Annotated in this window: 17 protein-coding genes and 1 pseudogene; 3 read left to right on the top strand and 15 right to left on the bottom strand. The window is 65.1% G+C overall.

From position 1 onward, the window contains the following. Positions 1–307: 307 nt before the first annotated feature. Entirely contained in the window at positions 308–1,273 is a 966-nt protein-coding gene (locus ACKOED_RS04910) for an aldo/keto reductase (protein WP_408915461.1), read from the top strand. A gap of 133 nt (positions 1,274–1,406) precedes the next feature. Here ACKOED_RS04910 and ACKOED_RS04915 read toward each other — a convergent pair whose 3' ends face one another. Then, positions 1,407–1,874, bottom strand: coding sequence for an Lrp/AsnC family transcriptional regulator (locus tag ACKOED_RS04915; protein WP_408915462.1), 468 nt, complete (start codon positions 1,872–1,874; stop codon positions 1,407–1,409). 121 nt (positions 1,875–1,995) lie between these two features. Here ACKOED_RS04915 and ald point away from each other — a divergent pair, with 121 nt between their 5' ends. After that, positions 1,996–3,114, top strand: coding sequence for an alanine dehydrogenase (ald, locus tag ACKOED_RS04920; protein ID WP_408915463.1), 1,119 nt, complete (start codon positions 1,996–1,998; stop codon positions 3,112–3,114). A 143-nt stretch (positions 3,115–3,257) separates the two neighbouring features. Here the strand turns inward: ald and pgi are convergent, their stop codons facing one another. The 10 genes from pgi to ACKOED_RS04970 form a co-directional block, all read right to left on the bottom strand. Then, the gene (gene pgi, locus ACKOED_RS04925; RefSeq protein WP_408915465.1) at positions 3,258–4,865 is read right to left on the bottom strand and encodes a glucose-6-phosphate isomerase; all 1,608 of its coding nucleotides are present in this window, start codon (positions 4,863–4,865) and stop codon (positions 3,258–3,260) included. 6 nt (positions 4,866–4,871) lie between these two features. Continuing rightward, the gene (gene pheT, locus ACKOED_RS04930; RefSeq protein WP_408915466.1) at positions 4,872–7,265 is read right to left on the bottom strand and encodes a phenylalanine--tRNA ligase subunit beta; all 2,394 of its coding nucleotides are present in this window, start codon (positions 7,263–7,265) and stop codon (positions 4,872–4,874) included. A 12-nt stretch (positions 7,266–7,277) separates the two neighbouring features. Continuing rightward, positions 7,278–7,904 (bottom strand): endonuclease domain-containing protein, encoded by a 627-nt coding sequence (locus tag ACKOED_RS04935; protein ID WP_408915467.1) that lies wholly within the window; start codon positions 7,902–7,904, stop codon positions 7,278–7,280. After that, positions 7,798–8,868 (bottom strand): phenylalanine--tRNA ligase subunit alpha, encoded by a 1,071-nt coding sequence (gene pheS / locus ACKOED_RS04940; protein WP_408915468.1) that lies wholly within the window; start codon positions 8,866–8,868, stop codon positions 7,798–7,800. The genes ACKOED_RS04935 and pheS overlap by 107 nt, the downstream gene beginning before the upstream one ends. A gap of 108 nt (positions 8,869–8,976) precedes the next feature. Continuing rightward, complete coding sequence (rplT, locus tag ACKOED_RS04945) at positions 8,977–9,333, bottom strand: 50S ribosomal protein L20 (protein WP_408915469.1); 357 nt, start codon at positions 9,331–9,333, stop codon at positions 8,977–8,979. A 17-nt stretch (positions 9,334–9,350) separates the two neighbouring features. Further along, entirely contained in the window at positions 9,351–9,554 is a 204-nt protein-coding gene (gene rpmI / locus ACKOED_RS04950; protein ID WP_408915470.1) for a 50S ribosomal protein L35, read from the bottom strand. A 106-nt stretch (positions 9,555–9,660) separates the two neighbouring features. After that, the gene (locus ACKOED_RS04955) at positions 9,661–10,962 is read right to left on the bottom strand and encodes a sensor histidine kinase (protein WP_408915471.1); all 1,302 of its coding nucleotides are present in this window, start codon (positions 10,960–10,962) and stop codon (positions 9,661–9,663) included. Then, positions 10,959–11,624, bottom strand: coding sequence for a response regulator (locus tag ACKOED_RS04960; RefSeq protein ID WP_408915472.1), 666 nt, complete (start codon positions 11,622–11,624; stop codon positions 10,959–10,961). Before ACKOED_RS04960 ends, ACKOED_RS04955 begins: the two co-directional genes overlap by 4 nt. 240 nt (positions 11,625–11,864) lie before the next feature. Then, positions 11,865–12,752: a YihY/virulence factor BrkB family protein gene (locus ACKOED_RS04965; RefSeq protein WP_408915473.1), complete on the bottom strand. Its 888-nt coding sequence runs from the start codon at positions 12,750–12,752 to the stop codon at positions 11,865–11,867. A gap of 27 nt (positions 12,753–12,779) precedes the next feature. Beyond that, positions 12,780–13,478: a tellurite resistance TerB family protein gene (locus tag ACKOED_RS04970; protein ID WP_408915474.1), complete on the bottom strand. Its 699-nt coding sequence runs from the start codon at positions 13,476–13,478 to the stop codon at positions 12,780–12,782. Positions 13,479–13,538: 60 nt separating this feature from the next. On the opposite strand from ACKOED_RS04970, the gene ACKOED_RS04975 reads away from it, so the two are divergent. Beyond that, positions 13,539–14,438, top strand: a complete 900-nt coding sequence (locus ACKOED_RS04975) for a DMT family transporter (protein WP_408915475.1) — start codon at positions 13,539–13,541, stop codon at positions 14,436–14,438. On the opposite strand, the gene ACKOED_RS04980 is transcribed toward ACKOED_RS04975, so the two are convergent. From ACKOED_RS04980 to ACKOED_RS04995, 4 genes and pseudogenes are all read right to left on the bottom strand, one after another. Then, positions 14,410–14,757: a YkvA family protein gene (locus tag ACKOED_RS04980; RefSeq protein ID WP_408915476.1), complete on the bottom strand. Its 348-nt coding sequence runs from the start codon at positions 14,755–14,757 to the stop codon at positions 14,410–14,412. The two genes, ACKOED_RS04975 and ACKOED_RS04980, sit on opposite strands and share 29 nt — an antisense overlap. A 62-nt stretch (positions 14,758–14,819) precedes the next feature. Further along, positions 14,820–14,999, bottom strand: coding sequence for a twin transmembrane helix small protein (locus tag ACKOED_RS04985; RefSeq protein WP_408915477.1), 180 nt, complete (start codon positions 14,997–14,999; stop codon positions 14,820–14,822). A 68-nt stretch (positions 15,000–15,067) separates the two neighbouring features. After that, positions 15,068–15,904, bottom strand: a pseudogene (locus ACKOED_RS04990) (SDR family oxidoreductase). Further along, positions 15,901–17,568 (bottom strand): acyl-CoA dehydrogenase family protein, encoded by a 1,668-nt coding sequence (locus ACKOED_RS04995; RefSeq protein ID WP_408915478.1) that lies wholly within the window; start codon positions 17,566–17,568, stop codon positions 15,901–15,903. Before ACKOED_RS04995 ends, ACKOED_RS04990 begins: the two are co-directional and overlap by 4 nt. Positions 17,569–17,738: the final 170 nt, after the last annotated feature.

Consider the following 17,738-nt stretch of genomic DNA (forward strand, 5'->3'; position numbering starts at 1 on the left):
CCCTGTCCCAACCGGCAAAAAACCAACCGGACACCCCTCCCAGGGCACCCAGCAGACCTCCGTCCTGTCAGGATCAGCCACCAAAAAACCAACAGCGCCCAAAAGCACCGCCGTCCCTCAGCAACTCCGCATATAGTCCCCCAACATACTCACTGTCAAGCGGTCTGCCGAAGAATTGTCGGTGGCGCAGAAAATGCCCGGTTTAGGCTGCATTTCCGCTCTTCGCAGCGTGACTTTCGTCCTGCCATGGCCATCGCCCCGGTCATCAGCTAGGATGGGTTTGAAAACCGCAGGGGAGCGCGAGACCATGACCAGCCTTGTCAAGATCGGCAATACCGGGGTGAGCGTACCGCGCATCGGCTATGGCGCCACGGCACTGGCCAACATGCCGGACACCTATGGCTACAGCGTTGGCGAGGACCGGGCGCTGGCCACGATTCACGCCATCCTGGCCGAGCCCCATGGTTTTCTGGACACATCCCGGAACTATGGCCTCGGGCGCAGCGAGGCGCTGATCGGCCGGGTGGTGCGCGAACTGGGCGGCTGGCCCAAAGGCCGCATCCTTTCCACCAAGCTTGACCGCGATATGGAGAACCGCCGCTTTGACGCCGCCCAGGCGCGGCGCTCGATCGAGGAGAGCCTCGCGGCGCTGGGCGTGAGCAAGGTGCAGATTCTGCATCTGCATGACCCTGAATATGCCGCCAGCCTCTCCGAGGTGACGCGCCCTGGCGGGGCGCTCGATGAACTTATGCGCATCAAGGAGGAAGGTCTGGCCGACGCCGTGGGCCTGGCGGCGGGCCGCGTCGACATCATGATGCCGATCATGCGCGACTGGGATTTCGACGCCATCATCACCCACAGCCGCTACACGCTGGTCAACCGCAATGCCGAGCCGCTGATCGAGCTCGCCAAGAGCCGCGGCATGGCGGTGTTCAACGCCGCCCCCTATGCCAGCGGCGCACTGGCCAAGGGAGCGGCCAACCACCGGCGCTATGTTTATCAGGAAGCTTCCGACGCCGTGCTGGAGCCGATTCGCAAGGTGGAGGAGGTCTGCGCCCGCCATGGCATTCCGCCCGGCGCCGCGGCGCTGCAATTCTCGCTCCGCGATCCGCGCATCGATTCGACAATCCTCGGCGTCAGCAAGCCTGAGCGCATCGCTGAGACCGTGGCCTGGGCCAACTGGAAAATCAGCGAGGAGGCTTGGCGCGAGCTTCTGTCGCTGCCCTTCTCCTGGGACGACCCGGAAACAACCCGCGTTTACACGCCGGGCTGACGGCGCCTCGCCACCGCGATGCCGATGGCAACCGGTGATCGGCAACATGACTGCCTGAAACGCCCGTTCGCGCGCGGCCGAAAAACGTCGACCGGGTGCTACGCTGGATGTACAACCTATTGAGAGATAACATCTAAATTGGATATCCGGCCCAGCCCTTGACAGTGCGCAAAGCCAGCGACGACTGGATGCGCTGCACGCCGGGCAGCCTGGAGATGCGCGAGCGGTGGATGCGCTCGTAGTCGGCGGCATCTGCGGCCGCCACCCGCAAGAGATAGTCGAACTGCCCGCTCATCAGATGGCATTCGAGAATCTCCGGCACCCGCTGCACCGCGGTTTCGAATTTCTCGAAGGCCTCTTCCGTCTGGGCCGAGAGGGACACCTCGACGAAGAACTCATTGGCGAGACCAAGCGCCGTTCGGTCGAGATTGGCGCTGTAGCTCTGGATCACGCCCGCCTCTTCCAGGAGCTTCACCCGGCGGTGGCAGGAGGACGCCGAAAGGCCTGCCCGTTCGGCCAGCTCGGCCACCGGCCGTTGCGCGTTTTTCTGAAGCTCGGACAAGATGATCTTGTCTGTCCGGTCAAGTTCGTGCGGTTTCATTCGAGAAACATATCATATCTTCGAATGAATTATCAATGCTGCACTGCTCCGGCCTGGTCTTCGGGAATTCATTTCAGCCGGTTTTGATATATTTCCGAGGTCAGGAAAGGGAGGAACTTTCATGCTGATCGGCGTTCCAAAAGAGATCAAGAATCACGAATACCGGGTGGGCATGACCCCCACCTCGGTGCGCGAGGCGGTGCGCCACGGCCACCAGCTGTGGGTCGAGGCCAATGCCGGCGCCGGGATCGGCGCCAGCGATGCCGATTATGTCCAGGCCGGCGCCAAAATCATCCCCACGGCAGCGGAAATCTTCGCCAGGGCGGACATGATCGTGAAGGTCAAGGAGCCGCAGGCCAATGAGCGCAAGATGCTGCGCCCGGGCCAGATCCTCTACACCTATCTCCATCTCGCGCCCGATCCGGCCCAGACCAAGGATCTGGTCGCCTCCGGCGCCATCTGCATCGCCTATGAGACGGTCACCTCGCCGCGCGGCGGCTTGCCCTTGCTGGCGCCGATGAGCCAGGTCGCGGGGCGCATGTCGGTGCAGTCGGGCGCCCATTGCCTGGAGAAGGCGCAAGGCGGGCGCGGCGTGCTGCTGGGCGGCGTTCCCGGCGTGGCGCCGGGCAAGGTCGTCATCCTCGGCGGCGGCGTGGTCGGCACCAATGCGGCGATCATCGCGCTCGGCATGGGGGCGGACGTCACCATCCTCGAGAAGAACACCGACCGCATGGAAGAGCTGGTCGCCCGCTTCGGCACGTCCATCAAGACGATATATTCGACGCAAGGCGCGGTGGAGGACGAATGCGCCACGGCCGATCTGGTGATCGGCGGCGTGCTGATCCCTGGCGCTGCTGCGCCGAAGCTCGTCACCAGGGCCATGCTGAAGGACTGGAAGCCGGGCTCTGTACTTGTCGATGTCGCCATCGATCAGGGCGGCTGCGCTGAAACCTCGAAGGCCACCACCCATGCCGAGCCCACCTATGTGGTCGATGGCGTGATCCACTATTGTGTGGCCAATATGCCGGGCGGCGTTGCCCGCACATCGACCTACGCCCTCAACAACGTGACTCTTCCCTTCGCGCTGGCGATCGCCAACAAGGGCTGGCAGAAGGCGCTGGCGGACGATCCGCACCTGCGCAACGGCCTCAACGTCGCCAATGGCAAGGTCACCTACAAGGCGGTCGCCGAGGACCTGGGCTACGACTACACGCCGGCTGATCTGGCGATGGCGGCTTAAGGACAGATTCGCCGCCGCCAGCGGCATTGAAAAAGCAGATGCGCTGAAATGACAGTTTAACAGTTTGTCCTTCAGAATTGAGGCCGCGGCCGCAGAAGAGCCCAGGTACCGCGTCCCTCAGGTCAAGCCGTTGAACCTCCCTGTCAGCTCAATTTCCGCAGATAGGCGGCGAGGCCGGCGGTGGAGGAATCGAGCCCGCTGGCGCGGGCTTTCCCCTCGACCACCGGCTGCAGGGCGGTGGCCAGTTCCTTGCCGAGTTCGACGCCCCATTGGTCGAAAGCATTGATGTTCCAGATGGCGGCTTCCACGAACACCCGGTGCTCATAAAGCGCGATCAGGCGGCCGAGGGTCATCGGGTCGAGCTTGCGGTAGGCGAGCGTCAGCGATGGGCGGTTGCCAGGAAACTCGCGGTGCGGGGCGAGCGCCCGGGCCTCCGCCTTGCTTTTCCCCATGGCGAGAAGCTGCGCTTCGGCCTCCCGGCGGGTACGGCCGCGCATCAGGGCCTGCGACTGCGCCAGGCAATTGGCCACCAGCAGCGCATGGTGTTCGGCCATACCCTGTTCATGCGGCTCCGCGGCGATGAGAAACTCCACGGGAATGATATCCGTGCCCTGGTGCAGAAGCTGGAAGAAGGCATGCTGGCCATTGGTGCCGGGCTCACCCCACACGATGGGGCCGGTGACGCCCGCCGGCTTGCCGTCAAGCCGCACGCACTTGCCGTTCGATTCCATGTCGAGTTGCTGGAGATAGGCGGGAAATCGCGCCAGCCGCTGGTCGTAGGGGATGACGGCGCGCGCGGCATAGCCGCAGATGCTGCGGTGCCAGACGCCGAGGAGGCCCATCAGCATGGGAAGGTTGCGAAGCGCCGGCGCATCGCGGAAGTGCCGGTCCATGGCATGGCCGCCCTCGAGGAAGCGGATGAAATTCTGTGGCCCGATGGCGATCATCAGCGGCAGCCCGATCGCCGACCAGATCGAATAGCGCCCACCCACCCACTCCCAGAAGCCGAAGATGCGGTCCTCGGGGATGCCGAAGTCCCTCACCTTGCCGATGGCGGTGGAAATGGCGGCGAAATGCGCGCCGACTTTCTTCTCGCCAAGCGTTTCGGCGATCCACCGCCGCGCCGAGCGGGCATTGGTCATGGTCTCGATCGTCGTGAAGGTCTTGGAGGCGATCAGAAACAGCGTGGTTTCCGGCTTCAGCCGTTTCAGCGTATCGGCGAGATGCGCGCCATCGACATTGGATACGAAATGCAGCCGCGGCCCGTCATGATAAGGGGCTAGCGCCAGCGTGGCCATGGCGGGGCCCAGGTCCGATCCGCCAATGCCGATGTTCACCACATCGGTGATCCTCGATGCGCGCAGCTGGCTGGCGAAGGCCGCCATGGCGGCGAGCACCGCATTGACATCGGGCATCACATCGCGGCCGTTCACCAGCACCTTCCTGTTGGCGCGGTTGCGAAGCGCGGTGTGCAGCACGGCGCGGCCTTCGGTGGCATTGATGGCTGCACCATCGAACATGGCATCGCGCCTGGCTTCCACATCCGCCACCTGAGCGAGCGTTGCGAGCAGCGCCATGGTGCGGGCATTCACCGCGCATTTCGAATAATCGAGCAGCAGATCATCATTGCGCGCCGAGAAGTCCCTGAAGCGCGCCGGATTGCCGTCGAAGGCGCGGCGCATGTCGCGCGGCGCACCAGATTTGTGGTGAGCCTTGAGCTCCGCAAGCACCTTGTTACGCGCGCTGGTCATCCCGGTCTAGCTCCGCAAGGTGCCGCCGGTCGCCTTGCTCACGGCCTGCACGATCCGCGCCGATACCGCTTCGATCTCCGGCTCAGTCAGCGTCTTGTCGCGCGGCTGCAGCGTGACCTCGATGGCGAGCGATGTCTTGCCGCCATCCAGCTTGTAGAGATCGAACACCGTGACATCCGCGATCAGCGCCTTGTCGGCGCCGCGCGCCGCCTTGACCAGCTTCTCCGCCTCGACGCCATCATCGACCACGAAGGCGAAATCGCGGGTGAGTGGCATGAGATCGGAAATCACCAGCGCGGCGCGCGTGGCGCCGCGCGACTTCGGCACCGGAATGGCATTGAGCACGATCTCAAAACCCACAAGCGGGCCTTTGACATCCATGGCGGCGAGAATGCGCGGATGAAGCTCGCCGAAGACCCCAAGCTTATTCTGCGGCCCCATCTGGATGGTGCCGCAGCGGCCGGGGTGGAACCAGTCCGGCCCGCCGGCCACCACCTGCAGGGTGGAGACGGATGCCCCCGCGGCCTCCAGCACCGCCAGCGCATCGGCCTTGGCGTCGAAGGCGTCGACGGCCCGCGCGCCACCATGCACATTGCGGCCCGTAAAGGCGCCACGGCGGCTGCCGGCGGCGCGCAGGGTCTCGTCCTGCGGCCGGTCACCGGCATAGGCGTGGCCAACTTCCGCCAGCATCAGGTCGGCAAAGCCACGGTCCATGTTGCGGCCGGCGGCGGCGATCAGGTTCGGCAGCAGCGAGGGGCGCATGTCGGAGAGTTCGGAGGAGATCGGATTGGCGAGCTTCAGCTCCGGCTTGCCGCCGCCGAACAGCCTGGCCTGTGCCTCGGGCAGGAAGGCCCAGGTGATCGCCTCGTTGAAACCACGGGCGGCGAGCATGCGCCGCGCCGCCAGCATGCGTTTTTGCAGCGGCGTGAGCACCGGCTTCGCGATGGCGCTCGGCCGCGCCATCGGCTGCGGCGGGATATTGTCGAGGCCATAGATGCGGCAGACCTCCTCGACGAGATCGGTCTCGCCATGAATGTCCGGCCGCCAGGAGGGAACCGCGCAGACAAGCTTGTCCGTCTCTTCGCTGACGCCGAAGCCGAGGGCAGAGAGAATATCCTTCTGCCGCGCCAGCGGAATGTCGATGCCAGCCAGTGAGGCCACGCGCGCTGCCGGCAGCGCGTAGCTCCGCGCTGTATCGGGCACGGCGCCGGCGATGACGAGGTTGGAGGCCTCGCCGCCGCAAAGTTCGAGGATCATGCGGGTGGCGATCTCGGCGCCAACGGGCGTAAAGGCCGGGTCCACGCCACGTTCGAAACGGTAGCGGGCGTCCGACGTGATGCCGAGCTTGCGGCCGGTGGCGGCAGTGCGCAGCGGATCGAAATAGGCCGCTTCCAGGAATACGTTCACCGTTTCATCGGTGCAGCCCGAGGCCGAGCCGCCGATGATGCCGGCAATGGCCTCCGGCCCCGCGTCATCGGCAATCACCGTCATGTCGGAATTCAGTGTGTAAGTCTTGTTGTCGAGTGCCGCGAGAGTCTCGCCCGCGTGGGCAAGCCTCGCGCGGATGTTGCCTTTCACTTTATCGGCGTCGAACACATGCAGTGGCCTGCCATAGGCGAAAGTGATGTAGTTGGTGATATCGACCAGCGTGGAGATTGGCCGCAGGCCGATCGCCTTCAGGCGGCGCTGCAGCCAGTCGGGCGACGGCCCGTTCTTTACGTTCCTGATGTAGCGGCCCACAAAGAGCGGGCATGGCTTCGTGTCGCCATCCGGGAAATCCAGCGCCACTTTGATGGGCGAATCGAAACGCCCTTCCACCTTTGGCGCAGTAAGCGGCTTCAGCGTGCCCAGGCCCTTGGCGGCAAGATCACGGGCAATGCCATAGACGCCCAGCGCATCGGGGCGGTTCGGCGTTACCTTCACATAGATCATCGGATCGTCGAGACCCAGCGCCCTGGCCGCGGGCGTGCCGATGGGCCAGCTTTCGGCCACCTCGATGATGCCGTTGTGCTCGTCTGAAATGAGGAGCTCACGTTCCGAGCACAGCATGCCTTCGGACGCTTCACCGCGGATCACACCCTTTTCGAGGGTGATTTTCGTGCCGGGAACATAGGCGCCGGGCAGCGCGATGATGCCCTTGATGCCGGTGCGCGCATTGGGCGCGCCGCACACCACCTGGATCAGGCCGGTATCCGTCTCGACCTTGCACAGCCGCAGCTTGTCGGCGTTAGGGTGCTTGTCAGCATGCTGCACATAGCCCACCTTGAACGGGGCCAGCGCCGCCGTCATGTCGGAGACCTCTTCCACTTCGAGGCCGACGCCGATCAGGCCTTCGCAGATCTCGTCCAGCGTGGCGCTGGTGTCGAGGTAATCTTTCAGCCAGGAGAGGGTGAATTTCATTGATGTTCTTCCTTATGCCGCGCCCTCACCTCCCCCAACTTCGTTGGGGCCCCTTCCTCTCCCGCGCGCGGGAGAGGACGAACGAGGTGCAGAATGTCCTCTCCCGCCTGCGGGAGAGGAAGGGGACCCATCACGCAGTGATGGGGTAGGTGAGGGGGAATGGCCAAGAGCTTGCATGATGGCGGTCAGCACCTCGTCCATGCCACTGAGAATTTCATCGTTCTGAAAGCGCAAGACACGAAAGCCCTGGGCTTCGAGATAACCGGTGCGTGCCTTATCGTATGCAAGCTCCGCTGGTGTCGAATGGGTTGCTCCGTCCACCTCGACCATGAGTTTCGAAGTCCGGCACACGAAATCAACGACGTAGGGCCCGGCAGGCGATTGACGAACGAATTTGTGACCGCCAAGTTTGCGATTACGCAGCTGTTCCCACAGCCGTTTCTCGGCGAAGGTTTCATCCCTGCGCAAGCGGCGCGCGGCGGTGGCTTTCTGGCCTTCGCGCATCAGATCCCCCGCATCTCCCCTGCGGCCATCATGACAGCCCTCCCGCCAGGCTCGGCACCTGCAGCGCCCGGAAGCCGTAGTGGCGCAGCCAGCGCAGATCGGCCTCGAAGAAGGCGCGGAGATCCGGAATGCCATATTTCAGCATCGCGATGCGGTCGATCCCCATGCCGAAGGCCCAGCCCTGCACGCGGTCTGGGTCCATGCCGCCGGCCCGGATCACGTTCGGATGCACCATGCCGGACCCCAGGATTTCAAGCCATTTGTCGCCGGTGCCGATCTTCAATTGCCCGCCTTCGCGCGAGTATTGGATGTCGACTTCCATCGACGGCTCGGTAAACGGGAAATGCGAGGCGCGGAAGCGCATCTTCACATCGTCGACCTCGAAGAACGCCTTGCAGAACTCGGCGAGGATCCATTTGAGGTTGGCGAGTGTCGCGGTCTCGTCGATCACCAGGCCCTCGACCTGGTTGAACATCGGCGTGTGGGTCATGTCCGAGTCGCAGCGGAAGGTGCGGCCGGGTGCTATGATGCGGATGGGCGGCTTCGAGGCCAGCATGGTGCGAATCTGCACCGGGCTCGTGTGGGTGCGCAGCAGCATGCGCGAGCCGTCCGGCTTCTCATGGAAGAAGAACGTGTCATGCTCCTGGCGCGCGGGGTGCTCGGGCGGAATGTTCAGCGCGTCGAAATTGTGAAAATCATCCTCGATATGCGGGCCTTCTGCCACCGCAAAGCCAAGGTCGCCGAAAATCTGCACCACCTCTTCCCACACCTGCGAAACCGGATGCACGGTGCCGGACGTTTGCGGGCGCGCCGGCAGCGTGACGTCGATCTTCTCGGCGGCAAGCCGCGCATCAAGCGCCAGGTCCTGAAGCCTTGTCTTGCGCGCCGCGATCGCCTCGCTCACCCGGTCCTTCAGCAGGTTGAGGGCAGCACCAGCTTCGCGCCGTTCATCCGGGCTCATGGCGCCCAGCGCCTTCATGCGCTCGGAGACCGTGCCCTTCTTGCCAAGCGCCGCCACGCGCACGGCCTCGAGGGCGGCCTCATCGGCTGCGGCTTCGATCTCGGCGAGGATCGACTGTTCAAGCGTAGCAAGGCTCATCTTCTGGTCCTTTGAAACAACATGACCGGGCACAGGTGTCCGGGTAGACACCATGTGGCCCGGTCAAGGCGATCGGAATTCGACGTGCGACGGAAGCGCCAGGCCCGCTCAGGCCTGCGCGGCCTTTGCCTTCTCGACGAGCGCGGCGAAGGCGGCCTGATCGTGCACGGCGAGATCGGCGAGGACCTTGCGGTCAACCTCGATCCCGGCCTTGGCCAGGCCGTGAATAAATCGGCCATAGGTCAGGCCGAGGTCGCGCGTCGCGGCATTGATGCGCTGGATCCACAGGGCGCGGAAGTTGCGCTTCTTGGTGCGGCGGTCGCGATAGGCATATTGCTCGGCCTTCTCGACGGCCTGCACGGCGACGCGGAAGATGTTCTTGCGGCGGGAGAAATAGCCCTTCGCCTGCTTGATCACCTTCTTGTGGGACTTGCGGGCGACGGTGCCGCCCTTTGAACGTGGCATGGTTTAAGTCCTCCGGCTTACTTGGCGAGATAGGGCATGTGGATCTTGACCAGGCGTTCATCGCCGGGCGCCAGAACCATGGTGCCGCGCTGGTTGCGGATCTGCTTGTTGGTGCGCTTGATCATGCCATGGCGCTTGCCGGCCTGGCCGGCCTTGATCTTGCCGGAGGCCGTCACCCGGAACCGCTTCTTGGCCGAGGACTTGGTTTTCATTTTGGGCATTTTGCTTATTCCTTTCAAAGCGTTAGAAAGCCGCCATGGCATGCCCTTTACAGGCCAGGCGGCTTGAACGAGGGTTGGTAAAGCAAAAAAGCCCCGATAATGCAAGTCAGAGGCGGATCTCGACCTTGAGACCCCCCAGCGCGGAGCGCCCGTAGATGACGGCAAATCCATAGATGTCGGCAATGTCGGCGACGATGGACAGGCCCAGCCCGGAGCCCTGCTTGCTCTCGTCCAGCCGGCGGCCGCGCTCGCCGATGCGCGCCAGTTCGGCCTCCGGAACGCCCGGCCCGTCATCCTCGATCGCCAGCACGGGCGCCGCGTAGCCTACGCGCACCGTGGTCTTGGCCCATTTGCGGGCATTGTCGAGGAGATTGCCGAGAAGTTCGGTCAGGTCGTCAGGGTCGATGGCCGCTTCGGCGCTGGCGGGAATGGCGATGTCAAATTCGAGGTCTTCGGCGCCGGGCAGCCGGCTCACCGCGGCCACCACCTTGTTGACGGCGGGCGCCAGGCTGACCGCGCCATGGCCCTTGCCGCTGGAAAGCCTGGCCCGCACCAGCGCCTGCTCGGCGTGGCGCAGCATGGCGTCCGCCTGCTCCTCGATGTCGCGGGCTTCATGCTCGCGGCCGTCCTTGCGCAGCTGGCGGGCAATCGCTGACAGCACCGACAGCGGCGTCTTGAGGCCATGCGCGAGGTCGCCCGCCCGCCGCCTGGCGCGCTCGAGCGAGGCGTCGCGCTGGTCCAGCACCTGGTTGAACTCGGCGACCAGCGGCGCCACCTCGTCCGGAAACCTGCCGGAGATGCGCTGCGCCGCGCCGCGGCCAATCGCGGCAAGCTGGGCGCGCAATTGCCTGAGCGGGCTCAGCCCCACCATGACCTGCAACCAACCCGCGCCAATCAGCACCACGGCGATGACCGAGAAGGCGAGCAGCAGCTGGTTGCGCAGTTCGGCCAGCGGCACGCTGAGCTCATCCCGGCTGGCCGCGAGGAGAAACGAGAGATCGGCCCCGCCCAGCGCGATGTTCCGGCGCACCACGATAAGCCTCTCGCGTGAGGGCTCGGCATTTGCCGCCGCTTCGAGATCGAGACCTTTGGCGGACGGCGAACTCAGGACATGCGGCATGCTGCCCTCGGCCGGTGCCGATTTGTTGACGATCTGCCAGTAGCGCCGGCCTTCGCGCTGCTGGTAGCGCGGGTCAGCGAGCGGCTGCGGCAGATCGAGCTGTCCGTCTGGCAACACCTCGACGCGGCCCACCAGCTGCGCCTTGTCGTTTTCGAGGCTGCTCAGCAGACGCTCGCGCATCTGGCCCTCGAACAGCTGCATCAGCGCCAGGCCGCTTAGGAACAGGGCAAGCACGATCAGGATCGCCGCCGCGGCGAGCAGCCTCACGCGCAGCGAGCCGGTGCTCATTTCTCGGGCGGATTGACAATGTAGCCGAAACCGCGCCGGGTTTCGATCACGTCGGCCTTGAGCTTGCGGCGCAGGCGGCCCACCAGCGCCTCGATGGCGTTGGTGTCGCGCTCATGATCATGCGAATACAGCGCCTCGCTGAGTTCGGTCTGCGAGACGATGCGGCCGCGGTGATGGAACAGGTAGTTCAAGAGACGGAACTCGAGCGGCGTCAGGCTGGTGGGCACGCCGTCGACCATCACCTCGCGGCTGCGCGGATCGAGGGTGACGGGACCCACCGCGATCAGCGGCTCGACCCGTCCGGCCGAGCGCCGGATCAGCGCCCTGAGACGCGCCAGCACCTCCTCGATGCGGAACGGTTTCGAAAGGTAGTCGTCCGCGCCGGCATCGATGCCGCCAACCCGGTCAGACCATGCACCCCGCGCGGTGAGCACCAGAACCGGCGTGGCAACACCTTCCTGGCGCCAGCGCTTCAAGATAGAGAGGCCGTCGATGCCCGGCAGACCAAGATCGAGAATGATCGCCGCATAGGCCTCGGTGCCACCCTTGAACCAGGCCTCCTCGCCATCCGCCACAATCTGGGCAACATAGCCAGCTGCCGTTACGGCATCAGCGAGATCCCGGGCGATGCGGTCCTCGTCCTCGACGATCAGGATTCTCATGCGGGAAGGCGCAGCCGGGTTAAGTTGACGTAACGGCGGGGATATGCGGGAATCCCCGGGGGGCGCCTCATATCCGACGGTGACCGGCCACGAACATACATCTTAAGTTGTCTTTTTGAGCCAAGCGGAAGGCATATCATCATTATTCAATCTTATAGCGAAATTCAGCCCAGTTCCAGTGCCGGGGCACGCGCGCCTTGCTGAGCCCACGAAAGCGGTAAATGCCGGGATTGCGCGGGCTCAGACCTCGCCATCATGCTGTTGCAGATAGCGTTCGTTGCGCAAAAGGCGGCGCATTTCCAGAACCCGGTTCACCTCGCCGCCGAGGATCAGCGCCAGCGCCGCGAGATAGACGAAGAACATCGCCGTGAATACGCCTGACAGCGAGGCGTAGGTCGAGGCGAAGGTATTGAATTTTACGAGATAGATCGAGAAGGCCGAGGACATGATCACCCAGGCCAGCACGGTGAGCAGTACGCCTGGCAGCAGCGCCAGTATGCCGTGCGCCCGCGCGGGCAGCACCCTGTGGCAGATCAGCAGGCCCACGGTGAGCAGCAGGATGCCGATCGGATAGCGCAGCTGTTCCAGCGTCACGAGGTGGCCGCGCAGGCTGGGCGCATGGGTCTCGATCTGCTGCAGCAGCAGTGGCGCGAACACGATGAGCAGGGCGAAGACCAGAAGGAAGACGGCCGAACTGATCACGAACAGGATGTCCAACGCATAGATATGCCAGTAACTCCGCGTCTCGCGCAGGTCATAGGCACGGTTGAGGCCCACACGCACGCTGTCCACCCCGCCCATGGCGCTCCAGATCGTGATCAGCGCCGAGACCGAGAGAAGCCCGGTGCGCGGCACCGTGAGGATCGACCGGATTTCGGGCGCCAGCGGCTTGACCAGTTCGGCGGGCGCCACTTCGAGAAGGTAGTTGACGACGCCCTCGGCCAGATCCTCGTTGCCGAAGAACCCGGCGAGCGCGGTCAGAAAGATCAGGAACGGAAACAGCGAGAAGACGATGCGGAAGGCAATGTTGCCGGCCAGCGGAATCGCTTCGTCGGCGAACAGCCGGTAGAAGCTTTCGCGCGCCAGCGCGGCAATGCTGGGGCTGTCATCCTCGGGCCTCGCGGTCATCGCCGCTCAATAGCCCAGCCGCGCGCTTCAGGCCACTGCCTTGCTGGCTTCCGCCTCCACGGCGGCCTTGAGCCCCGGATCAAGCTTGAGGCGCGAGGCGAGCATGGCGAGATAGGCCTGCTCGGCGGGATCGTCCGGGTCGATGGCGAGGCAGGAGGCGGCATAGATCTCGATCGCCAGTTCCGGCGTGGTGGCGGCCCTGACCACCGCATCGATGTCCAGCGGCTTGCGCAATTCATCGATGATGAAGGCCTTGGCCTCGTTATCGACGTGGAATTCGTCAAGCTTGGCGAAGATGCGGCTTTGTTCGGCCGCGTCGATCTGCCCGTCGGCCTTGGCGGCGGCGATCATGGCGCGCAGAATGGCAAGGCTCATGGCCTCGCGCTGCGGCGCGGGGGCGGGCAGGAAAGGTGTTCCTTCAGCGGCGGGCGTGATGTCCTTCATGGGCGGAACTTCGCCGGCGGCCCCGGCGTTGCGCGAGGCCTGCCACTGCGTATAGGCCTTGTAGGCGAGACCCGCGAGGGCCGCGGTACCGCCCAGCTTGACCGCGCCCTTGGCAAGCTTCTTGGAGGTCTTGCCGCCGAGCAGGATGCCGGCCAGGCCACCGGCCACGCCGCCGGCCGCCAGCCCTTTGATGAGATCGGGCGACAGGCCCGCCTGCGGCTTGCCATCGGGGCTGCGGGCGCCGCCCAATACCTGTTCCAGAAGCTTCTGCGGGTCAAACATGGGCTCTCCTCACAATTCCGTTTCCCGTTGCCACGAAAACCTGTGCAAATGGCGGGCACCATGAGCAATGCCCCCGCCACCCGCCTGCTGATCGCCGCGGCGCCTGTCCTACTCGTTGTTATGTGGGCGACGGGCTTCATCGTTGCAAGGTATTCAGCGCCCCATGCCAGCCCGCTTGCCTTCCTGTCCATCCGTTTTCCGCTGGCCGGGGTCCTGTTCGTGCTGATCGCGCTGGCCATCCGGGCGCCGTGGCCGGGCGCCAGGCCGGCGCTGCATGCCGCCGTTGCCGGCGCCTTCCTGCATGGCGGCTATCTGGGCCCGGTCTATTGGGCGGTGGCCCATGGCATGCCGGCGGGGGTCTCGGCGCTGATCGTCGGGCTGCAACCGCTGATGACGGCCATTCTTGCCGCGCGGATGGTGGGAGAGCCGATCTCGCTCCGCCACTGGCTGGGGCTGGCCATCGGCATTCTCGGCGTGGCGCTGGTCGTTTCGCCCAAGCTGCAGGGCGGGCTCACCGGGGGCATCACGCCGCTGACGGTCGCTGTCAATGTGCTGGGTGCGCTGTCGATCTCATTCGGCACCGTCTATCAGAAGCGCTTTGCCACCGCGCTCAACCTGGCCAGCGGCGGCGCCTGGCAATATGCCGGGGCGACGCTGGTGGTGCTGGCGGCGGCGCTGCTCACCGAGGAGATGCGTTTTGATGGCACGTTCCAGGCCTGGTTCGCGCTCGCCTGGTCGGTGATCGTGCTGTCGCTGGGGGCGATCACGCTGCTGATGCTGCTGATCCGGCTGGGCGATGTGGGCCGCGTGGCGAGCCTGATCTTTCTCGTGCCCGGCGTTTCGGCGCTGATGGCCTATGGCCTGTTCGGCGAAACCCTGACGCTGGTTCAGGTCCTCGGCATGGCGGTGTGCGCTGGCGCGGTGCTGATCGTCACCCGGCAACCTGCTCGCCGCGCCTGAGGCGGGCGAGCGTCTCACGGGCGCGGGCGCGGTGGGCCGCCGTCACATGGGTCCTGACCACATTGACGGCCGTCAGCAGCACGGCGAGATCGTCGGTGAAGCCAAGCCCCAGCACGAAATCCGGCACCGCATCGGCGGGCAGCACGAAATAGGCGATGGCGCCCAGCAGGATGCCCTTGGCCTTGAGGGGTGTCGCCCGGTCGAAGGCGCAATAATAGGCGGCAGCCAGATCCTCCGCGAAAGGCACGCGGGCCAGAACGCGCGCCAGCTTGGGGAAGAACTTCTCCTTCACCTCGGTTTCTTCGCGCGTCAGAATCATGGCGATGCCCTCCCAGACAGACCTGGCGATGAAATGGGGAGTGGGGGCCCGGAGATCAAGCCTCAGCGCTGGGTGAAATAGAGCGTCAGCATCAGCACCAATATGGCCAATGCCTGCAGACCTACCCGCCAGCGCATCAGCTTTTGCGAGGTATTGGCGGAGCCGCCGCGGAACATGTTGACGAGCCCCAGCAGCAGCACAACCGCCACCGCGCCCACCGCAACATAACTGATGTAATCCATGATCGAGGGAGCCTCCGGAACCTGACCCTGCATGGCCCCGGGGCGGCCTCCCGTCAAGATCGGATGACTCAGTCGGACGCCTTGTCGAGCAGCCCGTCCAGCATGCGCTGCGGCAGCAGGCGGCGGGCGAGCGCCATGTAATGGGTCGGTTTGGTCACGTAATAGCGGGCCTTTGGCCGGGGCGATTCCACCGCATGGATGAGTTTTTCCAGCACCGCTTCCGGCCCCAGCTTGTAGCGGGACGAACCACCGCGAGCGAAACGGGCGCGCTGGCCGGCATAGGCCTCCCGGTAGTGCGACTGGGTGTCGTCGATGTTGCGTTCGAAATGCTGGCGGGCGTTTTCCACGAATTTGCTGGTGATCGGCCCCGGCTCGATCAGCGAGACGAAAATGCCGGAGCCCTTGAGCTCCAGCCGCAGCGTATCCGACAGGCCCTCGATCGCGAATTTCGAGGCATTGTAGGCGCCCCGCCATTTCAGCGCGACGAGCCCCAGCACCGAGGAGCATTGCACGATCCGGCCATGGCCATTGGCGCGCATCAGCGGCAGACAGGCGCGGGTCAACTGGTGCCAGCCGAAGAAATTGGCGGCGAATTACGCCTCCAAGACCTCGCGCGTCAGATCCTCGACCGCGCCCGGCTGGCCATAGGCGCCGTTGTTGAACAGCGCGTCGAGCCTGCCGCCGGTGAGGCGTGAGGTTTCCTCCGCGCAGGCGGCGACCGAGGCGGGCGCGGCATAGTCAAGCGCCAGCGCTTCCAGCCCTTCGGCCCGCAGCCGGGCCAGATCTTCCTCCCGCCGCGCCGTGGCCAGCACCCGCCAGCCGCGGGCCTTCATGCCCAGCGCGCAATGCCAGCCGATGCCGGAGGAGCAGCCGGTGATGAGAATGGCCCGCGCCACGCCGCTCAGTTGCCACCCTCGAGCAGGCGGCGGGCGATCACCTGCGCCTGGATTTCCGCGGCGCCCTCGAAGATGTTGAGAATGCGGGCATCGCACAGGATGCGGCTGATCGGATATTCGAGCGCGAAGCCGTTGCCGCCGTGGATTTGCAGCGCGTTGTCGGCCGCCGCCCAGGCCACCCGCGCGCCCAGCAGCTTGGCCATGCCTGCCTCGAGGTCGCAGCGGCGGCCGGCGTCCTTCTCGCGCGCCGAAAACAGCGTGAGCTGGCGCGCCGCCATCACCTCGGCGGCGATCAGCGCCAGCTTGTCGGCAATGCGCGGGAAAGCGATGATCGGCTGGCCGAACTGCACCCGGTCGCGGGCATAGCCAAGGCCCTCGTCAAGGGCGCTCTGAGCGACGCCGACGGCGCGCGCCGCCGTCGGGATTCGGGCGGCCTCGAAAGTCTGCATCAGTTGCTTGAAGCCCTGGCCCTCGATGCCGCCCAGCAGGTTCTCGGCCTTGACCGCGAAATCCTCGAAGCGGATTTCATATTCCTTCATGCCGCGGTAGCCCAGCACTTCGATCTCGCCGCCGGACATGCCCTCGGCCGGAAACGGATCGTCATCGCTGCCGCGCGGCTTCTCGGCGAGGAACATCGAAAGGCCCTTGTAGCCGGTCTCGTCGGGGTTGGTGCGGGCAAGCAGCGTCATCACATCGGCGCGCACCGGGTGGGTGATCCAGGTCTTGTTTCCGGTGATCTTGTAAACGTCACCCTCGCGCACCGCGCGGGTGCGCAGTGAGCCGAGATCGGAGCCGGTATTGGGCTCGGTGAAGACGGCGGTGGGCAACACCTCGCCCGATGCGATCTTCGGCAGCCATTTCTCCTTCTGCTCGCGGGTGCCGCCGCACAGGATGAGTTCGCTGGCGATCTCGGCGCGGGTGCCGAGCGAGCCCACGGCGATCCAGCCGCGCGACAGCTCTTCCGAGACCACGCACATGGCCTCCTTCGACATGCCCATGCCGCCATAGTCCTCGGGCAGGGTCAGCGCGAACACGCCCAATTCGGCAAGTGCCTTGACGATCTCCATCGGCACATAGGCATTGTCGAGGTGCCATTGGTGGGCGTGGGGCGCCACTTCGCTCTCGACGAAGCGGCGCATGGCATCGCGCATGCCGGACAAGGTCTCGTCGAGGCCCGAGGAACCGAAATTGCCGTCCGCGAACAGGCTCACCAGCCTCCGGCGCGCCTCCGGCGTGTTGCCGCGCTCGAGCAACACCAGCTCATGAAGCCCACCCATTTCCGACCGGGTGATCCCGAGGGCGGAGAGACGCACGAATTCCCCCTGGTTCATGGGAATGCCGCCGGCCACGTGGTTGAGGTACTCGCCCGCCGCGATCTGGAGTGTCAGACGCTCGGTCTCGCCAAGCTGGCCACCGGCCGCCAGGCGGGCCGCGAAACTGGCCAGTTCGCGCAGGGTTGCCGCATAGGTGGCGAGCCAGGCGAGGCCATGCGCGGCATGCTGGGATTCGTCCAGCAACCGGCTGGAAAGCTTGCCACCCGGCATCAGCCGCGCCGCCAGCCGCCCCTTGGCCTTGACCAGCAACGCCTCTACCGTGGCCGCCGCCTGGTCCAGATGGCTTTCCAGATTGGCAACACAAGTGTCTGATAACGCTTCGCTTTCGACTGCGGCCATGGTGGCGGACCCCGGTTTCTGTGGCGCAACGCTAGCCGATGAAATGTTGCACCGCAATCAGCCATCCGGCCAGTTTCGCCTAAGGTTTTCCGCTTGCCAAAATTGGGCCGGAATCTTTGGGTCTGTCACCCCGATGGATTTCCCCAACAGGCAAGACTAAGCTTTCGCAC

Origin of the sequence: Aestuariivirga sp., assembly GCF_046093005.1 — a bacterium.
In the GTDB taxonomy this organism is placed as follows: Bacteria; Pseudomonadota; Alphaproteobacteria; order Rhizobiales; family Aestuariivirgaceae; genus Aestuariivirga.